This window comes from Exiguobacterium sp. B2(2022) (assembly GCF_028823655.1).
GTDB classification, from domain to species: Bacteria; Bacillota; Bacilli; order Exiguobacteriales; family Exiguobacteriaceae; genus Exiguobacterium; species Exiguobacterium aestuarii_A.
Window position 1 is genome coordinate 1 of record NZ_JAPEHX010000039.1, and the last position, 22,580, is coordinate 22,580.

General features: G+C 46.5%; 25 protein-coding genes, 1 tRNA gene and 1 pseudogene. 15 read left to right on the top strand and 12 right to left on the bottom strand.

Annotation, left to right across the window (positions count from 1 at the left end; all coding sequences use genetic code 11):
- Positions 1-293: helix-turn-helix domain-containing protein (locus ON063_RS09145; protein ID WP_274664924.1), on the bottom strand; the 293-nt coding region annotated here is incomplete at its 3' end.
- Positions 294-426: 133 nt separating this feature from the next.
- Entirely contained in the window at positions 427-1,050 is a 624-nt protein-coding gene (locus ON063_RS09150; RefSeq protein WP_274664925.1) for a hypothetical protein, read from the bottom strand.
- Positions 1,051-1,201: 151 nt separating this feature from the next.
- On the opposite strand from ON063_RS09150, the gene ON063_RS09155 reads away from it, so the two are divergent.
- Positions 1,202-3,271: an alpha-amylase gene (locus ON063_RS09155; RefSeq protein WP_274664926.1), complete on the top strand. Its 2,070-nt coding sequence runs from the start codon at positions 1,202-1,204 to the stop codon at positions 3,269-3,271.
- Positions 3,272-3,302: 31 nt separating this feature from the next.
- On the opposite strand, the gene ON063_RS09160 is transcribed toward ON063_RS09155, so the two are convergent.
- The 4 genes and pseudogenes from ON063_RS09160 to ON063_RS09175 form a co-directional block, all read right to left on the bottom strand.
- Positions 3,303-4,082 carry a putative bifunctional diguanylate cyclase/phosphodiesterase gene (locus ON063_RS09160; RefSeq protein ID WP_274664938.1) on the bottom strand — a complete coding sequence of 260 codons (780 nt, stop codon included), beginning with the start codon at positions 4,080-4,082 and terminating at the stop codon, positions 3,303-3,305.
- Positions 4,083-4,120: 38 nt separating this feature from the next.
- Positions 4,121-5,734, bottom strand: a pseudogene (locus ON063_RS14875) (diguanylate cyclase); the annotation flags it as partial.
- Positions 5,735-6,032: 298 nt separating this feature from the next.
- Complete coding sequence (locus ON063_RS09170) at positions 6,033-6,899, bottom strand: YitT family protein (protein WP_214696834.1); 867 nt, start codon at positions 6,897-6,899, stop codon at positions 6,033-6,035.
- Positions 6,900-6,974: 75 nt separating this feature from the next.
- A complete protein-coding gene (locus ON063_RS09175; RefSeq protein ID WP_074033005.1) occupies positions 6,975-7,382 on the bottom strand; it encodes a YkvA family protein in 408 nt (135 codons plus the stop codon).
- A gap of 113 nt (positions 7,383-7,495) precedes the next feature.
- Here ON063_RS09175 and ON063_RS09180 point away from each other — a divergent pair, with 113 nt between their 5' ends.
- Positions 7,496-8,734, top strand: coding sequence for an aminopeptidase (locus tag ON063_RS09180; protein ID WP_214785739.1), 1,239 nt, complete (start codon positions 7,496-7,498; stop codon positions 8,732-8,734).
- A 44-nt stretch (positions 8,735-8,778) separates the two neighbouring features.
- Here ON063_RS09180 and ON063_RS09185 read toward each other — a convergent pair whose 3' ends face one another.
- Positions 8,779-9,561, bottom strand: a complete 783-nt coding sequence (locus tag ON063_RS09185; RefSeq protein ID WP_274664927.1) for an alpha/beta hydrolase — start codon at positions 9,559-9,561, stop codon at positions 8,779-8,781.
- 105 nt (positions 9,562-9,666) lie between these two features.
- Here ON063_RS09185 and ON063_RS09190 point away from each other — a divergent pair, with 105 nt between their 5' ends.
- The 6 genes from ON063_RS09190 to ON063_RS09215 all read left to right on the top strand — a co-directional run bounded on the left by ON063_RS09190 (position 9,667) and on the right by ON063_RS09215 (position 12,542).
- The gene (locus ON063_RS09190; protein WP_274664928.1) at positions 9,667-10,257 is read left to right on the top strand and encodes a TetR/AcrR family transcriptional regulator; all 591 of its coding nucleotides are present in this window, start codon (positions 9,667-9,669) and stop codon (positions 10,255-10,257) included.
- A complete protein-coding gene (locus ON063_RS09195; protein ID WP_214747352.1) occupies positions 10,250-10,594 on the top strand; it encodes a DMT family transporter in 345 nt (114 codons plus the stop codon). Before ON063_RS09190 ends, ON063_RS09195 begins: the two co-directional genes overlap by 8 nt.
- Positions 10,591-10,905 carry a DMT family transporter gene (locus ON063_RS09200; RefSeq protein ID WP_074033008.1) on the top strand — a complete coding sequence of 105 codons (315 nt, stop codon included), beginning with the start codon at positions 10,591-10,593 and terminating at the stop codon, positions 10,903-10,905. The genes ON063_RS09195 and ON063_RS09200 overlap by 4 nt, the downstream gene beginning before the upstream one ends.
- 71 nt (positions 10,906-10,976) lie before the next feature.
- Entirely contained in the window at positions 10,977-11,534 is a 558-nt protein-coding gene (locus ON063_RS09205; protein WP_214696843.1) for a GNAT family N-acetyltransferase, read from the top strand.
- 87 nt (positions 11,535-11,621) lie between these two features.
- Positions 11,622-11,694: transfer RNA gene (locus ON063_RS09210), tRNA-Val, on the top strand.
- Positions 11,695-11,843: 149 nt separating this feature from the next.
- Positions 11,844-12,542: a DUF554 domain-containing protein gene (locus tag ON063_RS09215; protein ID WP_214785737.1), complete on the top strand. Its 699-nt coding sequence runs from the start codon at positions 11,844-11,846 to the stop codon at positions 12,540-12,542.
- Positions 12,543-12,574: 32 nt separating this feature from the next.
- Here the strand turns inward: ON063_RS09215 and ON063_RS09220 are convergent, their stop codons facing one another.
- On the bottom strand, positions 12,575-13,363 hold the full coding sequence (locus tag ON063_RS09220) for a pyrroline-5-carboxylate reductase family protein (RefSeq protein WP_251125704.1): 789 nt from the start codon (positions 13,361-13,363) through the stop codon (positions 12,575-12,577).
- 192 nt (positions 13,364-13,555) lie between these two features.
- Between ON063_RS09220 and yidD the strand changes: the two genes are divergently transcribed.
- Positions 13,556-13,825, top strand: a complete 270-nt coding sequence (gene yidD / locus ON063_RS09225; protein ID WP_074033011.1) for a membrane protein insertion efficiency factor YidD — start codon at positions 13,556-13,558, stop codon at positions 13,823-13,825.
- A 129-nt stretch (positions 13,826-13,954) separates the two neighbouring features.
- Complete coding sequence (locus tag ON063_RS09230; RefSeq protein ID WP_214747338.1) at positions 13,955-15,307, top strand: alanine/glycine:cation symporter family protein; 1,353 nt, start codon at positions 13,955-13,957, stop codon at positions 15,305-15,307.
- Between the two features lie 17 nt (positions 15,308-15,324).
- Here ON063_RS09230 and ON063_RS09235 read toward each other — a convergent pair whose 3' ends face one another.
- Complete coding sequence (locus ON063_RS09235) at positions 15,325-15,690, bottom strand: potassium channel family protein (protein WP_015880779.1); 366 nt, start codon at positions 15,688-15,690, stop codon at positions 15,325-15,327.
- A gap of 87 nt (positions 15,691-15,777) precedes the next feature.
- On the opposite strand from ON063_RS09235, the gene ON063_RS09240 reads away from it, so the two are divergent.
- A complete protein-coding gene (locus ON063_RS09240) occupies positions 15,778-17,010 on the top strand; it encodes a cytochrome P450 (RefSeq protein WP_274664929.1) in 1,233 nt (410 codons plus the stop codon).
- Between the two features lie 56 nt (positions 17,011-17,066).
- On the opposite strand, the gene ON063_RS09245 is transcribed toward ON063_RS09240, so the two are convergent.
- A complete protein-coding gene (locus tag ON063_RS09245) occupies positions 17,067-17,816 on the bottom strand; it encodes a sugar nucleotide-binding protein (protein WP_274664930.1) in 750 nt (249 codons plus the stop codon).
- 100 nt (positions 17,817-17,916) lie between these two features.
- Between ON063_RS09245 and ON063_RS09250 the strand changes: the two genes are divergently transcribed.
- Positions 17,917-18,492 carry a GNAT family N-acetyltransferase gene (locus ON063_RS09250; protein ID WP_214785733.1) on the top strand — a complete coding sequence of 192 codons (576 nt, stop codon included), beginning with the start codon at positions 17,917-17,919 and terminating at the stop codon, positions 18,490-18,492.
- 73 nt (positions 18,493-18,565) lie between these two features.
- Positions 18,566-19,375 carry a DUF368 domain-containing protein gene (locus ON063_RS09255; RefSeq protein ID WP_074033017.1) on the top strand — a complete coding sequence of 270 codons (810 nt, stop codon included), beginning with the start codon at positions 18,566-18,568 and terminating at the stop codon, positions 19,373-19,375.
- A 34-nt stretch (positions 19,376-19,409) separates the two neighbouring features.
- On the opposite strand, the gene ON063_RS09260 is transcribed toward ON063_RS09255, so the two are convergent.
- Positions 19,410-19,964, bottom strand: coding sequence for a methyltransferase family protein (locus ON063_RS09260; RefSeq protein ID WP_214696868.1), 555 nt, complete (start codon positions 19,962-19,964; stop codon positions 19,410-19,412).
- A 179-nt stretch (positions 19,965-20,143) separates the two neighbouring features.
- Between ON063_RS09260 and ON063_RS09265 the strand changes: the two genes are divergently transcribed.
- Positions 20,144-21,190 (top strand): NAD(P)/FAD-dependent oxidoreductase, encoded by a 1,047-nt coding sequence (locus tag ON063_RS09265; RefSeq protein ID WP_274664931.1) that lies wholly within the window; start codon positions 20,144-20,146, stop codon positions 21,188-21,190.
- Between the two features lie 12 nt (positions 21,191-21,202).
- Here ON063_RS09265 and ON063_RS09270 read toward each other — a convergent pair whose 3' ends face one another.
- Positions 21,203-21,616 carry a VOC family protein gene (locus tag ON063_RS09270; protein ID WP_446719130.1) on the bottom strand — a complete coding sequence of 138 codons (414 nt, stop codon included), beginning with the start codon at positions 21,614-21,616 and terminating at the stop codon, positions 21,203-21,205.
- Between the two features lie 102 nt (positions 21,617-21,718).
- Between ON063_RS09270 and ON063_RS09275 the strand changes: the two genes are divergently transcribed.
- Complete coding sequence (locus ON063_RS09275) at positions 21,719-22,090, top strand: hypothetical protein (RefSeq protein ID WP_074033021.1); 372 nt, start codon at positions 21,719-21,721, stop codon at positions 22,088-22,090.
- Positions 22,091-22,580 lie beyond the last annotated feature (490 nt).

Below are 22,580 nucleotides of genomic sequence, written 5' to 3' on the forward strand. Positions count from 1 at the left end.
CCGCCTGCGTTCGATTTCCCGCGACGTTCGGTCAACAATCCCTCTGTGCCATGGGTTTGATAGGTTTTGCGCCAGCGTTCCAAGGCAGACTTCGCCTTCACACGCCCGATCACCGTCAGGTCGAAACCGGCCTCCTCGAAGATTTGGGAAGGACCCTTCCCTTCCTGATTCTCAAGGACGGCCCGCACCTTAAAGTCGCCCGTGTACTGGATCGACCGGTCCGAGACCGACGCGACGTTCGGATTTAACTCAAGCTGCCTGATCTGATGTTCGTTGAAGATGATTTTACTCATGGATACGTTCCCCCGTCTGAATGAATAGATTCATTATATCGATTCGATCGCACGCAAAAAACCCTGAATGAGCACTTTTTATCAAGTGTCTATCATTCAGGGTTCAGTTCATCAGTCTGAAACACTCCTTTTTCTATTCGATCGTTTCATGTTCAGGTTTAATGCGCACTAGTAAAAAGGTGAGTATGACGATGATTGCAATCAATAAGAATGTGATGGTAAACAGTACTTGAGTTAAGAATGAGACTTGATTTTCTGCTGCAATCAACTCTTTCTGAATATCTTTATACTGCATCTGTTTAAGCGACCGTAAATCTTCTAGGATAGTCTGTCGCAGTTGCGTCATCGTCTCGGCTACTGCTGTTGCTTTAACAAGGTCACCTTCTTCATAGATGACAAGTACACGATCGGCTTCTTTTTCCCATATGGCATCTCGCTCGAGTAAATCGAGGACGGAACTCGGTGTGTCCGGGTCATCGATGACGGACTGTTTCAATGCCCTAGCTTGCCGAGACATGCTATAGTACATCTCTAAAAAATGTCGATCTTCGTAGGCGAGTAAACCACGAATCGCGTTTGCGCGTTCAATATTATAATACATGATATCTTCAATTGCCTCATAAGAGCCGAGTTGTTCATCTTGTATGATTTCTAGCCGCTCATTCGTCTCTCTCAATTGAAAAATAAAAATACCGATGATCGAGATAGATAGCACGGATAGACTGATCCATAGTAAAATCCACTTTCGTTGTGACATCGTGACCCTCCTTTCTACTCCATCGTACATGATTTTGGAAAAATCGACAGAAAATATTTTTTTGAAAAAGGAAAAAACGGGTAAATGTATAATCAATTAGTGTAAGAACTTTATACAACAGAAGACCATTAGAAGCTTAAGGAGAGTCAATATGTCAGAGAATTCATCATTACACAAGTTGTACCAGGTGTTACAAGATCAGCGTACGAACCTTACATACGAGATTCCGAGTCTATGGAATCGCATGCGTTTTCCTTCTGAACCGATTCGTGACGGGGTCGAGCGTGTAAATCCGTATGATTTTTTAGTAGAAACAATAGAGAAAGCGATTCTTCCATATGCGGTAGAAAATCGAGCATATCATACGTCCATCGCGAGTGCAGATGGTCATTTACAGACGGGTGGCGATTGGATTAAGCGTGCCTCTGTCTATTCGATGCAAGTTCGTACATCGACTTCCTGGGATCATGATGGATCGGGTTATGTGGAGATGCAGAACTCACTAGGGATGAAAGACACAGGCACATTTGTGAAAACGCTTGCACTCATTCCACATCTCCTTTATATGGGGATTGATACCCTGTTCCTGTTACCGATTTCTCAGCATAGCCATAAAAACAAGAAAGGTGAATTTGGCTCTCCTTATGCCGTTCAAGATTTCTTTGCCATTGATGAAGAGTTAAAGGAAACGTTGACAGGTGATGCAATGACTGTTGAAGAAGAGTTTTCTGCATTTGTGGAAGCTTGTCACATGGTAGGGATTCGTGTCGTCATCGATGTCATCCCTCGGACATGTGCACGAGACAACCGACTCATTCTTGAAAATCCGGAGTGGTTCTACTGGATTCCGCTGGCCGAAGTCGATTATTATCATCCGCCATCTGTGCCGGGGATTGGAGAGAATGTAAAACCAGAATTTGCTTTCTTACCAATGGTGTACAACTCAGAAGATGTCTGGCAACACTTAAGACGGTTCTCGATGGCTCCGAACTTACTTGATGCTGAAAAATGGGAGCGGGTACGTGCTTTCTTGATCGAACATCCAGAAGAAAACGTCCTCGCAACGATTGAACGAGAGTTCGGATTGACGACAGCGCCTGCCTTTTCAGACTGTATCAACGATCCACAACCACCTTGGTCGGACGTGACTTACTTCCGTCTCTTCTTAGACCATCCGCTTGCGGCGGCACCTTATGTGAACGATGCGAATATCGCTCCTTATATTCTGTTTGATTCAATCAAGTCCAATCAATTCCGAGGAAATGTCATCAACGAACCACTCTGGGAGATGCTCGCTGATATCATTCCACACTATCAACGCGAATATGGCATTGATGGCGCACGAATCGACATGGGACATGCACTTCCTGTCGATTTGGCACAGCGCATTCTAGCAAAACCACGTTCACTCGATTCGAACTTTAGCTTTATTGCGGAAGAATTGATTGAAGCAGGAGCTTGGGCGGCGAAAGATGCCGGTTATAACATGATCATCGGATATGGTTTTTATAAAGAACCTCGATTCGACACGCATGAAACCCATCAATTCTTATACGACTCACGCTTTTTACCACTTCCAGTATTCGCAGCAGGGGAAACAGCGGATACACGTCGACTGGCGACGCGAGAAGGGGGACGACAAGCAAGTCGGTTGTTGACAGTCTTGAACGGTTTTATGCCGAATGGTGTCCCGATGACAAACTCTGGACTTGAATTATATGAAACGCAGCCGATGAATACCGGACTCGATTGCCGTCCTGAAGAAGCGTATCAACTCTTCCCGACCGACCCGTATTTCGGAAAACTCGCATTCTTTGATGCGTATCAGTTCCATTGGGATCATCCGGAGCGAGATGAGATGATTGAAGTGATGCATCAAGTGGCAGAGATTCGTCGTCGTTGGCTTGATGTACTCGTTGATCCGAACCATTTTGAACCACTTATTTTAGACGAGCCATTTGCACCGTTTATCGGGTTCGCGTGGTTACGTCCGGAGACGAACGATACGTTGCTCGTTGTAGCGAACACAAATATGTGGGAGTCGTTACGAGGCGTGGTTTCCCTTGATGGTGTACGTCGCCGAAATTGGAACGCTAGTCGTTTTGCGGAGATGGTCTATTCACCAACTTCGTGGCCATATGCGGAACATGCGTTTGATGAACAATGGAATCTCCACGTCGATTTAAAACCTGGTGAAGTCAAAGTATATGAGATGAAATGAAAAAACGCCTTGAACCGATACATCATTCGGTTCAAGGCGTTGCGTGTTTCATGTAATAAATGACGAACTCATCAAGTGGCATCGGCTTTGCATAGCGTGCGTGTTTCATGTAATAAATGACGAACTCATCAAGTGGCATCGGCTTTGCATAGCGATAGCCTTGCATAGAGTCACATCCAATTTTACGAAGGAACGTCTCTTGATATTCAGTTTCTACACCTTCGGCGACGAGTGCCATACCAAGTTGTCGTGCCATGGCGACGATGGTCGTCGTGACCATCTGATATTCACGATTCTCTTCAAGTTGCATCGTGAATTCACGAGGGATTTTTAATTCATCGATTGGGTAACGAACGAGATAGGCAAGCGAACTATAACCTGTCCCAAAATCGTCAATCGAAAGTTTGATACCGAGAGACTTTAATTCTAGGATTCGATTCAAGACGCGATCGGAATGGTGAGCGGCGACCGTTTCGGTTAATTCAAAATTGAGTCGGGACGGATCAATTGGGAATCGCTCGAACAACATATTCAAATAATCAATTAAATGCTCATCAAACAATTGCCGAACGGACAAGTTGACCGAAAGCTTCGGCAAATGAATATCCCCTTGTTCGAATACGTGAATCAGTTGGAACGTCTCATGAATCATCCAGCGACCTAAATCATGGATATGACCGGTTTCTTCAGCAATCGGAATGAATTGACTCGGGGGAATGAACGTCCCGTTATGTTGCCAACGCATGAGCGCCTCCGCTCCGATGACTGCCTTCGTAGACGCATCGACTTGAGGTTGGAGGAAAAGTGAAATCTCTCCTTTTTCAAGTGCGGTATCAAGTCCTTCCATCAATACTTTCCGTTCTTCCTTGTCTTCCCGTAATTCTGGTTCGAACATGACGGTTTCGTCACGACCTTTGTCTTTTGCGCGATACATGGCGAGATCGGCGTTCGAGAGCAGGTGTTTCAATTTCTTACCATGCTCTGGGAAGCGGACGATTCCAATCGAGGCATGCACTTCAACCAGTGTCCCAGCCATATAATAAGGTGGGCGATAGACGAGACGCCGTAAGCGTTCTGTCAACATTTCATCATCACCGTGCTCGGCGACGACAATAAATTCATCACCACCGAGACGTCCGGCATATTCGTTTGGAAGGAGTGCGGTCCGCAGTCGTTTTTAATTTCTTTGAAGCCGTCTAAGTCAGAGAACATGAGCGTGAACGTGCGACCTTCTTCGATCAAACGTTCAATTTGCTCTTGTAGCGCGTAACGGTTGTGAAGCCCTGTCAGACTATCGAATTTGGCTTGGTATAAAATTTGTTCTTGCTGCTCGATCATTTGCGTGATGTCTTTCGCGATAGCGTAAATACCTTCGACTTCCCCGTCGATGATCATCGGAACATTGACGAGTTGCCAAACACGTGTCTCGCCTTCTTCGGTCATAATCCGTACATCAATCGTTCTCGGTCGACCGTTTGATAACTCTTGAAGAATAATCGTATACGGTGCACGATCTTTCGATTCGATGATGTCGAGGATATTTGACCCAAGTAACTTGTCCGTCGTCAATCCAAGAATCGAACTTCCTGCCTCATTGACCGACAACACTTCGCCGTGCAAATCGAATAAGAAAATTGGTTCTGAATGATAGGCGAAAAGCGAGCGGTATTGCTGTTCACGAATCTCGAGTTCATGCGCCTTTGTCGACACGGCCACTTCTAAATCTGTATTGACTGAATGAAGACGATGGCTGATGAGCGCGTTCTGTTTTGAAACGACGAACTGGCGAATGAGCAAGAGAAGCACGGCATTCGCAATCATCGAATCGGTTACAGACGTACCGAGAAGGCGGTCTGAAGCAAGTAAAAATAGCATGACGACGATACTGTACAGAATGTAATCCAAAATGGAATCGTAAGCAAGGGCGTCTTCCGATATATCCTCGACCCAATAACTGATGGAAATCATAAGGATACTACTGACTTGAACGAGATGAACTAGTTCATGTGTGATGCCTGAAAACACAAAGAGCGTGTTCGCGATTGAGGCGACCGTGAAGCTTAAAATTCCGACGAGTACAAGGATCCGGAATTGCTGTCCAGCCGAGACGACGCGATTTAAATACAAGAAGGATAGCATCATGTACAGGCTGATCAGGAGCATCTGCTCTTCAAAGCCACTCAACTGAGATACGAGTGACACGTCTTGTGTGGAATAAAACCATATATGTAGTGCACCAATCACAAAGAAACTAAATAAGGCGAACAAGTCAAACGTACGTAATTTCAACGTGCGAATCTCAATGGATTGAGTAATGACAATCAGAGCCATGATTAAGTAAAAGAAATTTTGTAAAAACAAGAGGTATTGAGTATTCGCACCTGTCGAATCATAGTGCATTAGTAAATAAAGTGCGAAGCACACATTTCCCGCAGTAATCAAAACATGAATAAATCTTCTCATCCCTCTATGTTTAAAAATTGCTACTCCACTAAATAAGATGGCTGCTCCTGAAATGACGAGATAATAGATGAGCAACGTGCTGTTTCGCAGATCATGAGGGGTCAAAAATAACAATAAAAGTCCGGTCAAAAACGTTCCGATGAGAATCGCCGGAACGTATTGGCGCAACGAGTGAACTGACAACTCATGCACCTCCTTCTTTATATATAGGGGTCTCTTATTTATTATCGGAACAGGTGATCGAAGATTACACAAAAAAATCGACAACAATACGAGATTGTTGTCGAACAGGTAAATATTAGAGTGTATACGAGTGTTCTTTGAAGTTCCCTACGATGGAATCGATTTCTGATACGGTGACAAATGCCTCAGAGTCAATCTCGGAAACAATCTGACGAAGTCGAGGGATTTCATTGTTCTGGACGACGACGTACAGCATTTTTTTCGAATCGTTCGAATATCCGCCTGTCGCATCCATGATGGTGACGCCACGTTTTAAGTTCTGCTTAATGACCAAGTTGATTTCATCCGCCTTCTGACAAATGATGAAACATTGCTTTTGAGCGGAGAAGAACTTGTGAATCGTGAGTAACGTGCGTGACCGGACAAAGCTTAACACAAGGGCATACATGACCGCTTTAATGTCAAAGACGATGAAGACCATTACATAAACGATGATATCTTGTGTCAAAAAGATTTTAGGTAACGACAAGTTTCGGTTGTTCATATAAATGACTTTCCCTAAAATATCGAGACCGCCGGTAGAAGCGCCTGCGAATAAGAGGAGAGCAAGTCCAAGACCCGAAACGATTCCGCTGAATACGGAAGCGACGAGCGGATCGTCAAGTGGAGTCGGCGGAATAAGGACAGGTAAACTATCGATCAAGATAGAAGAGAGCACGACAACAATTCCCGTCATCAAAATAAAGCGACGTCCCAAGTATTTTAACCCTAAGATGAAGAGTGGGATATTGAGCACGAGCTGGGTCATCCCGATTGGCGTTCCGAATAGTTCGTTCGTAATCAACGTGATTCCGACGATTCCCCCCGAACCGATTTCATTAGGTTTGAGCAGTAAACTGACAAAGACAGACTGAAGGATTGTCCCGGCAATGATGAACAGTACCGTTTCAAGGGCAACCCGTTTTCGAGATTTAGCATACATAGATAATGGCTAGGCCTTACGCCTCCTTTTGGTAAGTCTTCTGCTAGCGTACTGCTACTCGTTCCTCATTTCAAGTCACAATTCGTTATGGAATCGGTCGATATCACTCGCTAATTGTTCATGTACATAATCGATCACCTGAGCATCATCGAATAGTCCGAGCGGTACATCATCCGGAATCGCATCGAACGGTGAGACGAAATATAGAATTGCCGCGACAAGCTCTTCTTGTTTGTCAGGTTGCATTTCAAATTGATCATTGTATAGCGCGCGCAACATATTCAGCATTTGTTTCATTTGGAAGTAGAGCGTCAGTTCTTCTTCGCGCTCGATATTGCTGATTTCATTGGATGCCACGTCTACGGTCACTTTTGCGAGGGCGCGTTCACCTTGGACAAGTAGGTCGCCGAGTTGTTCTCGGTCGTGGATATCTTCTTTCGCTTGTTTCAAAAAGTGTGTGTAGGTTGATTTCCAATCTGCCATAGTAGATTCCTCCTTCATTCTTCATCTACTAATATGCCCGTTTTTGCGCATCGGTTGCAACTTTTCCTGAAATTTAAGAAAATAAAGATAACTGAAAAGGAGGAACGATACATATGTCTATGATTTCTATGCCGACAGAGGCAGATTTCGCACGCTATGCAGAGCTAGCTGTGAAAAAAGGTGTCAATATTCAACCAGGTCAACAGCTAGAGGTACGTGCCGATATCAGTCAGGCACCACTTGTCCGTCACGTGGTAAAAGCTGCGTATGCGGCAGGTGCGAAACAAGTATTCGTCAATTGGAGCGATGAGGAGACATCGAAGATTCGTTATTTCGATGCACCAGCAGACTCGTTCAAAGAGTTTCCAGATTGGCTAAAGGCTCGCTTTGAACAATTGGCTGAAGAGAAGACGGCATTCTTGTCCATCGTCAGTGATGACCCAGATGCCTTGAATGGTGTCGAATCGTCACGCATCTCGGATGCGAACCGTGCAGCCGGACAAGCACTTGCGAAATGGCGTCAATATGTGATGAGTGACAACGTGAGTTGGTCAATCGTTGCAGGTGCGTCAGAAGCGTGGGCTGAAAAAGTATTCCCGGGGCGTGAAGATGCGGTCGCAGCTTTATGGCAAGCGATTTTCGCAGCAACACGTATGGATCAAGAAGATGTGGTCGCGGCATGGGATACACATGATCAATCACTCCGTAGCCGCGCGAAGTTGCTGACAGAGAAGAAGTACGCGAAGTTGCACTACCAAGCACCAGGCACTGAACTTACAATCGGGCTTCCGAAAAAGCACGTCTTCCTTGGCGGTGGCGGTCCAAACGTCGATGGCATCGACTTTATCGCGAACATGCCGACAGAAGAAGTGTTCACGCTCGCGGATAAAGATTCTGTGGAAGGTCACGTGTCGAGCACGAAGCCACTCAGCTACAGCGGAAACTTGATTGACGAGTTCACGCTTTGGTTTGAAGGTGGGAAAGTCGTCAAGGCAGAAGCGAAAAAAGGACAAGCGGCTCTTGATGAGTTATTGAACATGGATGAGGGAGCACGCCGCATCGGTGAAGTGGCGCTCGTTCCAGATGATTCGCCAATCTCAAACTCAGGTCTTCTCTTCTATAACACGTTATTTGACGAGAATGCATCATGCCACTTGGCATTAGGTCGTGCCTACTCGACATGTCTCGAAGGTGGTCCTTCGATGTCGCAAGAAGAACTCGCGGCGAACGGCGCGAATGACTCGATGACACACGTTGACTTCATGATTGGGTCAGCTGAAATGAATATCGATGGTGAACGGGAAGACGGCACGCGCGAAGCAATCATGCGTGACGGCAACTGGGTCATCTAAACGAAAGAGCGAATTCCGTAAAAGGAATTCGGAATTCGCTCTTTTCATGTGACGTCGTACAAATAACGAAGAGCGTGAGGTAAACGGCGGCGCCAGGATGATTCGTGATGAATCGCATCCGGTTCCACTTCATATCGGAAAGCGATACCCTTTTTAGCGATGGCTTCAATCAGTTTTGCATTCGTGAACAAGTAATCCTTCGCTGTGATCGGTCCGCTCTCTTCATTCGTTCCAATGTCCATATACAGTTTTCCAAAGATATCGGTTTCCTGAATAGCCTGGATCAATGGATTCAGATTCGCCCATGCAGCGGTGGAGAGGGATCCGACTCTTTTGATGGAAGGATAGGTTGCCATCATATATAAAGAGATGACACCTCCCATCGAGCTCCCCATGACGCCGACATCTTCTGGATTTGTCGCATACTCTTTGTCGATTCGTGGTTTTAAGTCGTTCATAAGCCAATCTGTATACAAACGACCTTGACCACCAAGTGTTGGGCGCGTTTTCGCAAGTTCTGGTCCGATACGGCGATATAACATCTCATCTTCTTCATATGAATACTCGTCATAACGATCTAACCAGTTCGGAGCACTTGCAATGGCGACGACCATAAGTGGAAGCTGGAGTGTATCGATGCAGCGGTCAATTTCCCATCCTTCTCCATATGTAGCCGTGCTTCCTGAGAATACATTTTGCCCATCATGCATATAAAGGACAGGAAGTGGGGTGTCGGCATTGACCCAGTCTGGTCGAAACACGCGGACGATCCGTTTTTGACCACGGACCTTCTCCGTTGGAATCGATACGTTCAATTGATCAATCATTCTTCATCACCTCTTTCACCTTGTATTGTGGAGAATCATGAGCGAAAAGACAAACACAAATCTTGACTACCTACCGTTCGTTAGGTAAAGTGAGGAGGAAGGAGAGTGAGACGCGTGAATACAAAAGAGAAAATTATGCAATCCGCTCGGACACGGTTTGCCCGTGAAGGATATGAAGGATTATCACTTGCGGCGGTTGCCGAAGACGTTGGCATCCGAAAGGCTTCTTTGTATGCTCACATCGATGGGAAAGAACAATTGTTTAAGCAAGTCGTGACCGATATGGCGAATCGTTATGAAGAAGCATGGCGACAGACATGTGAGGATACCGAGGAACGACCACCTTTAGAACGGATTGAGTCGATCGTTCGGATGCTCACGTCATTCTTTAGCGATCACGAGACGTGGATGTTGACGAAACGGATGCTCCTCGTACCACCCCCAGAATTTCGGGACTATATTGAAGAAGTCATCGGAAAGGTAGAGACGGAGTTAAAGCGGTTTGAAAAAGAACAGTTTCGTCTCGCGATGGAGCGTGGAGACTTACCATCGCAACCACTCGATGAGCTCTATGCTGCGTACTATTGCTTTCTAGATGGTGCCTTATTGTCTCTATTTACATTTGAAGATGAGCGGGAGATGCGACAACAAGCCGCTTTCCGAATCTTCAAGAAAGGTGTGGGTTGGAATGGATAAGGAAAAAGTCGCCTGGATTTCTCTTTTGTTCGCAGGATTGCTTGAAATCATTTGGGCAACGACGATGAAATTGTCTGAAGGGTTTACCGTTCTTGGTCCGACGTTATGGACGATTGTACTCTTGGTTGTCAGTTTCGGCTTACTCGCCAAAGCATTCCGGGTTTTACCTGCAGGTACAGGGTATGCCGTCTTCACGGGAATCGGAGCGGTTGGAACGGTGATTGTCGGTGCTCTTCTTTTTGACGAGGCGCTCAGCGGCTGGAAACTTTTACTTGTGACGACGTTGATCATCGGAATCATCGGGTTGAAACAAGTGACAGGAGGAGAAGAAGCATGAGTTGGGTATATTTGATCGGTGCAGGGATTGCTGAGATGACAGCCGTTTTCTTTATGGGGAAATCGAAAGGGTATCAAATTTTGAAATGGTCAATCTTATCGATTTTGTCGTTCGCGCTCAGTTTTTATTGGCTCTCGAAGTCGCTTGAAGACATTCCGTTAAGCTTGGCTTACTCCATCTGGGTCGGAATCGGAGCGGCAGGTGGCGTCATTCTAGGCATGCTCTATTTAAATGAGTCTAAAAGCCGCTGGCGAATCTTTTATCTAATGATGATTATCGGCAGTGTGGTCGGTTTAAAAGTTGTATCGTAAAGGATTGAAACAAGCTGAAAACGGGAATTGAATAATTCAGATTATGAGATGGAAGAAAGGGGCGGAAAACGATGCATCTTGTCGAGTTGCAGTCCGAACGTTTGCGGTTTGAACCGTACACGATCTCTGATTTCTATTTTGTTAAGTCGCTTCTCCAAGATCCTCGGGTGATGCGCTTCATCAGTCCGGATGGGAGACCGTATACAGACGAACAAACAATCGAATGGTTCGAACGTCAATTGGCCCGCTATGAAACGGGACGCCAGACGGGACTATTGAAGCTGATGACGTTCGAAAGTGATGAACCGATTGGTCATGCAGGTACGTTGCTTCATGAGTTAGACGGTAAACTCGAGCTAGAAGTCGGCTATTGGTTGTCACCGAAGCATTGGCATATGGGTTACGGACGTGAAGCGGCCGCGCGATTGATGCAGTATGCCTTCACTGAAGGAGAGAAGGAAATCATTTCACTCATTCATCCAGAAAACGTTCCGTCTCAGCGTGTGGCTAAAGCGAATGGTCTTCATTGGGACCGTGATACCTTATATCAGAACATGCTCGTCTCCGTTTATGCGGGTGATTTGGAACGCCTCTGCCGGCATATTGATCGCCAACAAATGACGCGTTAAAAAAATCTATAAAAAAATAAAAAAAGTTGTTGCCAACTTAATAGTTTCTTGATATATTAATAGTGTCCTTAAGAGAGGACACGACCTGATTCTGTAGCTCAGCTGGGAGAGCGCTACCTTGACAGGGTAGAGGTCGCTGGTTCGAGCCCAGTCAGAATCACTTGGGTGCCAAACCCTCGAGAAACCCACCGGAACATGGGTTTCCGCGAAGCCACTTCTTGCGAGAAGTGGCTCTTTTTTTGTATATTGACACGGCACGAAAGCAATTGGTATATTCCTCTCAATACATATAGAAACGGGGAATGCGACATGGTGCTAACGGGAACCCTCGTCAATGCCGGATTAATCGTCATCGGGTCATTGTTAGGTCTCTTATTTCACCGCATTCCAGAGCGTATGAAAGAAACGGTGACGGCAGCAATCGGGCTTGCGGTCATCTTGCTCGGCATTCAAATGGGGATGAAAAGTGAAAACTTTTTGATTGTCATCGGAAGTCTTGTCGTCGGGTCTGCGCTCGGGGAATGGTGGAAGCTAGATGAAGTATTGAATGAAATCGGCTACCGGCTTGAGCGGCGTCTTGGAAGTCAATCGAGTGTAGCGGAAGGGTTCGTTACGGCAACGCTCATCTTCGTCATCGGCGCGATGGCAATCATTGGGGCGCTCGATAGTGGATTACGTGGCGACCATGACGTCCTGTATACGAAAGGGTTGATTGATGGATTTACAGCCCTCGTGTTGAGTTCGACGCTCGGCATCGGTGTCATGTTTTCGGCCGTTCCGGTGTTATTGTATCAGGGTGGGATTGCACTACTCGCCATTCAAATCATGAAGTTCATTCCGGAGTCGCTCATGGACAGCTTCATTTTAGAAATGACTGCGACCGGTGGTGTGATGATCGTGGCGATTGGCTTAAACTTGGTCGGGATCACAAAAATTCGCGTGGCCAACTTATTGCCGGGAATTTTAATCGTGGCACTTATTGTATCGGTCATACAGATGACGACGTAAAAAATGGGCGGAAGCGTGGCTTCCGTCCATTTTTATGGTTTCTCAATTGTTTCATGATCTTCTTTGGCACTTTCGCGTAAGGCTGAAGACATCACATCGGCAAGGTTGCGGTCGCGTAGCACGCCGACTCCACGATCCGTCGGTCCACCTGGAGCAGCGACATCAGCAATGAGTTCGTTCGTCTCGCGTGTTTCGTGTGACAGCAACTCTGCAGAGCCTTTCATCGCCTGGGCGACAATTTGACGAGCCGTTGCTTCGTCGTATCCCACGTCGGTCAAGACCGGTGTCATCGCACCGACAATCTCATAGAAGAAAGCCGGGCTACAACCTGCGGCTGCCATGAATGCCGACATCGTCTTCGCATCCGTGATGGCCGTTCGACCGACACGTTCAAAGAGGGCAGTCGCTTTTGTACGATCTGTCTCATCTGTTTCAGGACCGAACCATAAGCCTGTCATCCCGCTCCGATATGCGACAGGCGTGTTTGGCATCGCGCATACGGCAGGAAGCCCTGAAGCTTCTTCTAATTGACTCGGTTCGATGTGTGCCGCGACAGATACAAGAAGTGGGGTGTTCCACTCTTTCGACTCCACGTATGGAATGACACCGTCCGGTTGCATCGCTAATACGACGATCTCATAGTCGTTGACATTTTCTTCTTCAACGATGTGTACGCCGAGTTCGTCTTGTAGTGCGAGCAATCGTTCCCGGTCGCTTCGGTTCGTCATCGTGATGTTTGTCGGTTCGATCCCAGAGTCAATCCATCCTCGAACGAGTGCCTCACTCATAGATCCTGCGCCGACCATTAGTAATTGTTTCATCATCCGTCACCTCTTCTTTTCGATTCGGTCAATAGTTATGTTGACTATCATAACAAACCTGCTCTCGAATATCGCCCATCTTGCTCATTTGTAAGGAGATGGAAAAGGATTTGATACATAAAACGATGCACATGACAAACGTTTCAAATCGCGCTATGATGGCACTAATTCAAAAGAGTGAGGCGAAATCGTGTGAAACGTGTACTAGTAAAAGGGATTCAAGGTTATCAACGTTTTATTTCACCATTAAAGCCGCCGACATGCCGATTTTATCCGAGCTGTTCGCATTATGGGATCGAAGCAATTGAAAAACACGGGGCCGTCAAAGGGAGTTATTTAACCGCTCGCCGACTGATCCGTTGCCAACCGTTTCACCCAGGTGGGCTCGATTATGTACCGGATACATTTGATTGGAAAGCGCCTTTACAACGAGAGAAGCCTGAGTCGCAGCGAGACGAGTGAATTCGTCTCGCTGTTTGTATACAGATGTACGTTTCGAACAGTTGTTTTAGCACAATACTTTTGCATTGTTCTAAGTATTCTGAAAAAATAGGGATGTACACTATTTTTCGGGGAAAGGGGATACTTTGTATGGGGCAATCATTTAGTGAATGGGTGAGTACGGCATCCAATTTTGTATGGGGACCACCGCTTTTAATTTTGCTTGTGGGGACAGGCATTTACTTGACGGTGCGTCTAGGGGGAATTCAAATCACCAAATTACCGTATGCATTGAAATTGGCGTTTTCGAAAAACCAGGATCAATCCTCTAAAGGGGATATCAGTCACTTCCAGGCGCTCATGACTGCGCTTGCGGCGACCGTCGGTACGGGGAATATCGTCGGGGTGTCGACAGCGGTTGTATTAGGAGGACCAGGAGCCATCGTATGGATGTGGGTGTCCGGATTCTTTGGGATGGCAACAAAATATGCGGAAGCTGTTCTGGCTGTTAAGTATCGGGTCACCGATGAACGCGGTCAGATGGCTGGTGGACCGATGTACTATCTGGAACGAGGATTGAATCAACGTTGGTTAGCCGTAGCATTTGCGGCATTTGCCTCGATTGCGGCGTTCGGGATTGGGAATGGGGTCCAAACGAACTCTGTCGCACTCGCGCTCAAAACGACATTTGACGTACCACTCTACATATCTGGTATTCTGATCATGATTTTTACAGGGGCAGTCATTCTTGGAGGCGTGCGTTCGATCGGAAAAGTAGTCAGCTATTTTGTTCCTGTCATGATCGCCTTTTATTTAGGTAGCGGCCTATTGATCATGATTATGAACTACTCGCTTATTCCAGATGCATTCGCGCTGATCTTTAGCAGTACGTTCAGTGCAGAAGCCATCGGTGGAGGCGCGATTGGGGCAGCTATTCGTTACGGGGTCGCACGTGGTGTGTTCTCAAACGAAGCAGGTCTTGGTTCCGCTCCGATTGCTGCAGCGGCAGCGAAAACAGATATGCCTGGTCGTCAAGCGCTCGTCTCGATGACACAAGTCTTCTTAGACACGCTTGTCGTCTGTTCGGTGACAGGGTTGACACTCGTCATGGGTGGTCAAATCGGGACAGGACTAGAAGGGGTCGAATTGACTTCGGCCACATTCGAATTGTTCCTCGGTCCGGCAGGTGGCTACATTGTTACGATCGGTCTCGTCCTATTCGCTTACTCGACCGTTCTCGGTTGGTCGTATTACGGCGAACGGTCCATCCATTACTTGTTTGGGCAAAAGTCGATTCTTCCATATCGGATTGCTTTCGTGCTCGTCGCCGGTCTCGGTGCCATGACGACCAATTTGAATTTGGTATGGGCGCTATCCGACGTCTTCAACGGTTTGATGGCCATTCCGAACTTGATTGGTCTCTTGTTCTTGTCAGGCGTTGTCATTGCCGAAACGAAACGATTCAATCAACAGCTTGAAATTGAGAATCGAAAGGTATCTTAAACGCATCGACGCCATCCTCATGAATCAGAGGGTGGCGTCTTTTGTTTTGCTTCCAATTCATCAAGTCGTGCTTTTTGTAAGTGGTCAAATACTTTTGTGATGAAACCGACCATAATGCCGACCCCCGTTAACACATATCCGATTGTGAAAATTTTGCCGATATCTGTCTGAGGGGCGAAGTCACCATATCCGATGGTCGTCAATGTGATGACGCTGAAGTAAAGTGCGTCCAACCAACGCATCGCCTCGAACCGTGTGTAAAAAAGCGTACCGGACAGAACGGTAAGAAAGGCGAGGCTAAATAACACTTGAAACTCGGGGTCGCGGAGACCGCGCCAAATTCCGCGGACAATCCGGCGTAACGTCAGTAAGAACGGTAGCATGTCACTCGCTCCTTTCGATATTAGGTTTGTTCGCTAACAACGGGGGAACATCCTTTATAGTTCGAAAAAAGAGAAAGGGTGAGTAGGATGGGGAAAGTCATTCCAAAGCAAGAAGGGCTCGACCATAGTGTCGATTTTCTACGGGAAGGATATTTATTTGTGGCGAATCGACGTAAAAGTTTTCAGTCGAATATTTTTGAAACGCGTTTGCTCGGAGAACGCGTGATTTGTCTCGGAGGAGAGGACGCTGCTGCCTTGTTCTATGATGCGGACAAATTTACACGTCAGGATGCCGCGCCGAAACGTCTTCTCAAAACCCTATTCGGGGAAGATGGGGTGCAAACATTGAATGGGACGGCCCATACACACCGAAAGCGAATGTTCATGTCATTGATGACGAAGGAAAACATCGATCGTCTGCTTCGGCTAACGGACCGTGAATGGAGACGGATTCGACATGCTGGAGAAGAAATCGTTTTATATGACGAGGCACAACAGGTATTGATGAAAGCCGTCTGTGAGTGGGCGGGAGTTCCGCTTGCACGAGACGAAGTAGCGAAGCGGACCGATGAAATGAGATTGTTATTTGAATCGGGTACTTCGTTAGGTCCAACTTATTTGCAAGGGCGGAAGGCAAGGAGTTCGGCCGAAGCGTGGATTCGACAGATGGTCAAAGAAGTACGGTCAAATCGATTGTTACCGAATGAACAGACGGCACTTTATGAGTTCTCGTGGCATCGAGATGAATCTGGTGAGTTGTTGCCTGAAGAAGTAGTGGCTGTCGAAGTGTTAAACATTATACGACCGACTGTTGCCATCTCGGTCTATGTCCTTTTTACGGTTCTAGCGCTTTATCAATTCCCTAAAGAAAGAGAACAAGTAAAGCAAGGACAGGTGTCGAAAAAGGCCTTTGTCCAAGAAGTGAGACGTTTCTATCCGTTCTTTCCTGTTGCGGCAGCTCGAGTCAAAACCGATTTTGAATGGGACGGATATACGTTTACGGAAGGAACGCTGACGCTCCTTGATCTTTACGGAACGAACCACGACTCCTCGATTTGGGTAGAACCTGATCAATTTAATCCCGCTCGCTTTATGGACTGGAAGGAGAGTCCGTTCAATTTTATCCCGCAAGGAGGAGGAGACGTGGATTTTGGACATCGTTGTGCAGGGGAGCATGTGACGATTGCGATTCTAGAACAAGTCATTGAGTTGTTTACGAAGGAGTTCTCGTATACCGTTCCTCCTCAAGATTTGAGTTATAGCTTCGTTGATATGCCGAGTCTACCGAAAAGTAAACTGCGTTTGACTGATGTAAAATGAATCGAATAAGCAAACGCCTACTCTTGATGGAGTAGGCGTTTAGTATGGAGTGCGGTTTATTTCGTTTGCAAATTGAGACGCTTTGAAATCGGACGGATTGGGACGGACGGGTCAATCATTCGGTTATCCCGTTTCGGTTCATCCGTGCATTCAATCTGCCAATCGGCGTCATGAAGCTCTTTTAGTCCGACGGCAATGTCATAAAGCGAATAGTTCGCATTCCCGTTTAGCTGATAGATGCCGGGTCCGCGTTTCGTCAAGATTTCGAATAAAGCTTCCGCTGTATCCGGTAAAAATGAGCAAGATGGATACCAATGCTCACTCGCTTGTATGACCCCTCGTTGTTTCATCTCGCTCGTAAAATAGTCCATCATATTGTTCGATCCGGCTTCATCCCCAATCTGCCATCCAAGACGAACAATCTGAGCACCCGGGTTGACACGAACGATGGCTCGTTCGCAGTCACGTTTATACTTTCCGTAGTCATCTTCAGCATCTGGCGCCGTGTCCGGTGAAATCGGTCCAGTCACATCATCTGAAAAAATCGACACTGTACTCGTGAACAAGAACGGAATCTTCATCTCCCCACATAAACGAGCGAGCGTCTCGGCCCATTCAACCGGTCCCATACCGATATGTAAAAAATAGTCCGGGCGGATGCTTTCAATGAATTGTCGCATCTCCTGCTCGTCTGTCGTGGACACTTGCTCACGATTCCATGCAATCCCCTCAATGCCATGACGCTGTAACGCTTCGGCAACAACCGGTGCTACCGTGCCGTTCATTCCAGTAATGATTGCTTTCATTTCATTTCGCCCCTTTCTCTCTATATCATGCCACAAAACGGGCGTGGACAAACAAACGATGTGTTTGCCTATGCTAGACTAGGTGATGGAGGGATCAATGATGAATATTCGACAAGCAACGAAGCAAGACTGTACACAAATCGCACCGCTCATGTATCAGGCAATTCATGACATCGCGTATACGTTGACGGGGTCAACGAATACCGATGAAGTATTAGAGCGATTGGCGATGTGGGTGGAAAAACCGAAGAATCGTTTAAGCCACGAAAATATATGGGTCGCCGATGTAGAAGGGGAAGTGGCGGGAATGATCATTTCGTATCGAGGGGACGAGGCGGAAGCATTAGATCGCCCGATTCGGGAATGGTTAAAGGCGCATGGGAGCAAAGTGGAATTAGATGTTGAGACGGAAGGGTTCGTTCAATACATCGATTCACTCGCTGTACTAGAGGCGTATGGTGGTCGTGGCATCGGGACGAAGTTGATTGAACAGATCTGTACTGTCGCGGCAGAACGTGGTGTCCCGGCCGTCACCTTGAACGTGGATCAAGACAATCAAGCGGCTCATCGGTTGTATACGCGACTCGGATTCCACAAAGAAAAGGAAATGATGATTTCGGGATCTCGTTTTGACTATATGAAAAAAGAGACACGCTCGACTCCTTTCTCGGTCTAAAAGCGGATGCGCAAACGCTCGTTCTCGACTATACTAAGTGCTTGAGGAAAGATATATGTAAAGGAGATACATTATGGAGTGGAAGAACATTTGGCGGGGAATGGCCATGGGAACGAGTGATTTGATTCCTGGTGTAAGCGGCGGTACCATCGCAGTTATTTTAGGCATCTATGATCAATTGATTGAAGCAATCAGCGGTGTATTCAGCCGATATTGGAAAAAGTATATTGGTTTCTTAATCCCGCTAGCGATTGGGATGGGAACAGCCATCATCGCCTTAAGTCGGATTATCGAGTATTTGTTGCTCGAATATTATGCGCCGACACAATTCTTCTTTATCGGATTGATTTTAGGGATCATTCCGTTACTTTTTGTAGAGTTTAAGTCACGTGCATCGATTCGTCCCATTCATGTGATTGCCATGATTGTAGCAACGGTACTCGTAGCGAGCATGGCGTTTCTCAATCCGGTTGATTCGTCTATCATTACGGACGTTACCTTTGGAACAGCGCTCCTCTTGTTCTTGTCTGGGTGGTTAGGAAGTATGGCGATGTTACTTCCTGGAATCAGCGGATCATTCGTATTGTTGCTGATTGGGGTATATCCGACAGTGATCAGCGCCATCTCGAACTTCAATTTGCTCATTATCGGAATTGTTGGGGCAGGCGTTGCGGTCGGCTTTATTGTTAGTAGTAAAGTGATTCGCTATTTGTTGGCGAATTTCCCAGGAATGACGTTTTCGGTCATCATCGGATTGGTAGTGGGTTCGCTCGCTGTCGTATTTCCAGGAGTGCCGGCCACAGGTCTCATGTGGGCACTCAGTGTCATCGCGTTCATCGCAGGGATTGTTGTCGTCCGATTGCTCAGTCGTTACTCCGTATAAAACAGCAAGGAGTCCGGGATCACCGGACTCCTTTTTAATAGATAAACGGAAATAATCGTTTGCGTGACTTTGACCATGATACATACGATTGACCGAAGTGACGGGTCAGCATCCCTTCCTCAATCCGAATCCGATATAGTAACGCAAGAGCCGTAAGACCGGTACCGATCAAAGCGACTGCCCAATGAAGAAAATACAATGAGAAGCCTAACGTAATGAATAATAATCCTGTGTATAAGGGATGGCGTAAGAAACGATAGGGGCCAGAGCTGACGAGCTCGTCTTGAGGACGAACGACAACGTGTCGGGTGAATTGATGACGAAGGTGGAAAATTCCCCAATACCGTAATGATACACCCGCTATGTAAAACGAAAGAGCAAGTATGCGTTGAGCCATTGATGGACGCGCCTCAACAAAGATTGAATAGATGATAGACAAAGAGAACATGACAATCATCGTCGACGCTACGAAATAAAAGCTTTTTCGCTCGACGGAACCATCCGTTGCCTCTTTACGATTACGAAATTTCCATGTCTCCACAAGCCAAAAACAGGACACGATGATCAATGCAAGATCCATCCACTCCATAGCGCACATCCTTCCTTTTGATTCATCTTTCCTTACCCGACCTTCGATGAAGAAAAACCAAAGGAGGATAGTGTTGGGAAAAAGTTTGTAAAAGCCAAAGAAACGGGTTATCATCTAATGAGAATGATTATCATTTTTAAGGTGAATAGATCATCTACATAGAAGGGAAGGATACGACGATGGGCGAAGAACAATTCGACGTGACGATTATCGGTGGGGGTCCGGCAGGGTTATATGCTGCTTTTTATAGTGGATTACGAGGCATGAAAACAAAAATAATCGAATTTCAACCTCAACTAGGTGGAAAGCTGCACGTTTATCCAGAAAAAATGGTGTGGGATGTAGGGGGGCTCCTTCCGACGACGGGAGCAAATCTGATCGATCAACTCGTCCAACAAGGCCTCACCTTTTCGCCGACGGTCATCCTAGGGGAGAAAGTGGAGTCGATTTCAAAACGCCAGGATGGATTATTCGGGATCGACACGTCGAATGGTCATCACGTATCTAAAACGGTGATTGTCGCGACCGGGAGCGGCATTCTGAAACCACATAAGGTTGAAATCAGCGGAGCAGAGCGATTTGAATTGTCAAACCTTCATTATACGGTCAAGTCACTGGAGCGGTTTAAAAGGAAGCGCGTCTTGATTTCAGGTGGCGGAAATAGTGCCGTCGATTGGGCCAATGCACTCGAGCCGATTGCGGAGCAAGTCATTTTGGTTTATCGAAAAGAAGAGCTCGGAGGTCATGAAGCGCAAGTCGACAAGATTAAAGAAAGTCGAGTCGATTGTTGCCCCCAGTCAAAAGTCACGGACTTGATTTCTCATGATGGGCAATCGATTCAGCAAGTGCTGTTAACACAGATTGACACGGGAGAAACAAGTGTGGTCGATGTCGATGAGGTCGTCATCAATCACGGGTATGAACAAGATGCGGAACTCCTTCGGAACAGTGAATTGAACGTCGAAATGGTCAATGGATTTTATGTGAAAGGGAACGCGGGGAGTGAGTCATCCGTTCCGGGATTATATGCTGCAGGTGATATTCTGACGCATGAAGGGAAGGTCCATTTGATTGCAGGGGCATTCCAAGATGCGGCGAATGCGGTGAATCGGGCCAAAACGTATATTGACCCGAATGCGACCGCTACGGCAATGGTCTCTTCTCATAACGAACGTCTAAAAGAAAAGAACCGTCAAATCATAGAAAATACTTTGTTGAAGCAGTAAGAGCGACGTCTCTTACTGCTTTTGCGTAGGATAATCACAAAGCTCGGTGATGACACCGCCCGAATGACGTGGGTCCATATAGATCAAACGGCGACCCTTTGCGGTCGTACGTAGTGTATCTTCTAAAAAAGTGATGCCATTTTGTTTGTGTGTAGCGATGGCGATGTCTAAATCTTCTACACGATATGCGATGTGATGGACGCCTTTTCCTCGTGTTTTCATGAAACGCGCGATCGGGCTCGTATTACTTGTTGGGCGCAACAATTCGATGACATCTTCACCGATGTGAATGACAGCTAGCTCGGTTTCCACCCCAATGGCTGTATTCGTATAACGGTCAATCAGCTCTCCACCAAGCACAGTTGTATAAAATGTGATCGCTTCGTCTAAATCACGGACGGCGATTCCAGTATGATCGATTTGCATAAACATTCCTCCTCAACCTTCAGTTTGCCTAAAGTTGAACAAAATGTCACTTCACAACGTTTCGACCATATCCGATATACTAAGAGAGGGAGGGACAGCGAAATGAACGGAAAAATCACAATGGGATTGGTGGGCATGTTCGCCCTAGTATCATTTGTGTTTGGACTCTCGCTTGCGACGTTTGTCGATTATCGCATCAATGAAGAGCAAGTTGTGCTCGAACGGTTAACCACCCATAAACAGATTGGTCCGACAGAGTTGCTGTCTACCGAGGTCGATTTTCATTTGAATGGATCGAATTATGCGATTCGTTTCAAGGATGAACCGAACATCACGTATTGGTTCAGTGTCGTAGATCGTCAAATCAAATTTGATCGGATTGAATCGCTCGATTTGAGAGACACGGGACTCCGGACAGAACTGTTTAAGGAAATGCCGCCTTTGGCGATGGAGTCGACAACTGCTGCAGAATAAAAGACGTCGAATGAACAACTTTTTCGTGTGAGAACGAGTTGATACAATCGACGTGTGTAGCACTTGTTGTGTAAGCATATATATCCCGCCTGACGACACTTGAGCACCTTGCTTTCGAAGTGCAAAATTCAAGTCAGATTGCAGGTTAGTCGTAGAAATACGAGCCTCGTCGATATATCTGAACGCATCGTAAAACTTTTGTTGAAGAAAGGAAAGGGCATCCCGCAACATAGACTCGTCACAATCTAATTGAATTTCTTGGACGCACACGTGATACATATGTAGTCGTACTTTCATGATTCCGATTGGTTGGTGACACCAGTTTAATGTGTAGAACAGTGTTTGTTGCCGAGTTGCATGTGCGAATTGTTCATCCGTCATCGGGATGGCGCCCGGCAAGACATGACAATGCGCATTACGAAAAGTGAGCCAATCCGCTCTACGTGAATAGTCTATCAATTCGAGGGTCCAGTACGTATGCGATGCTTTC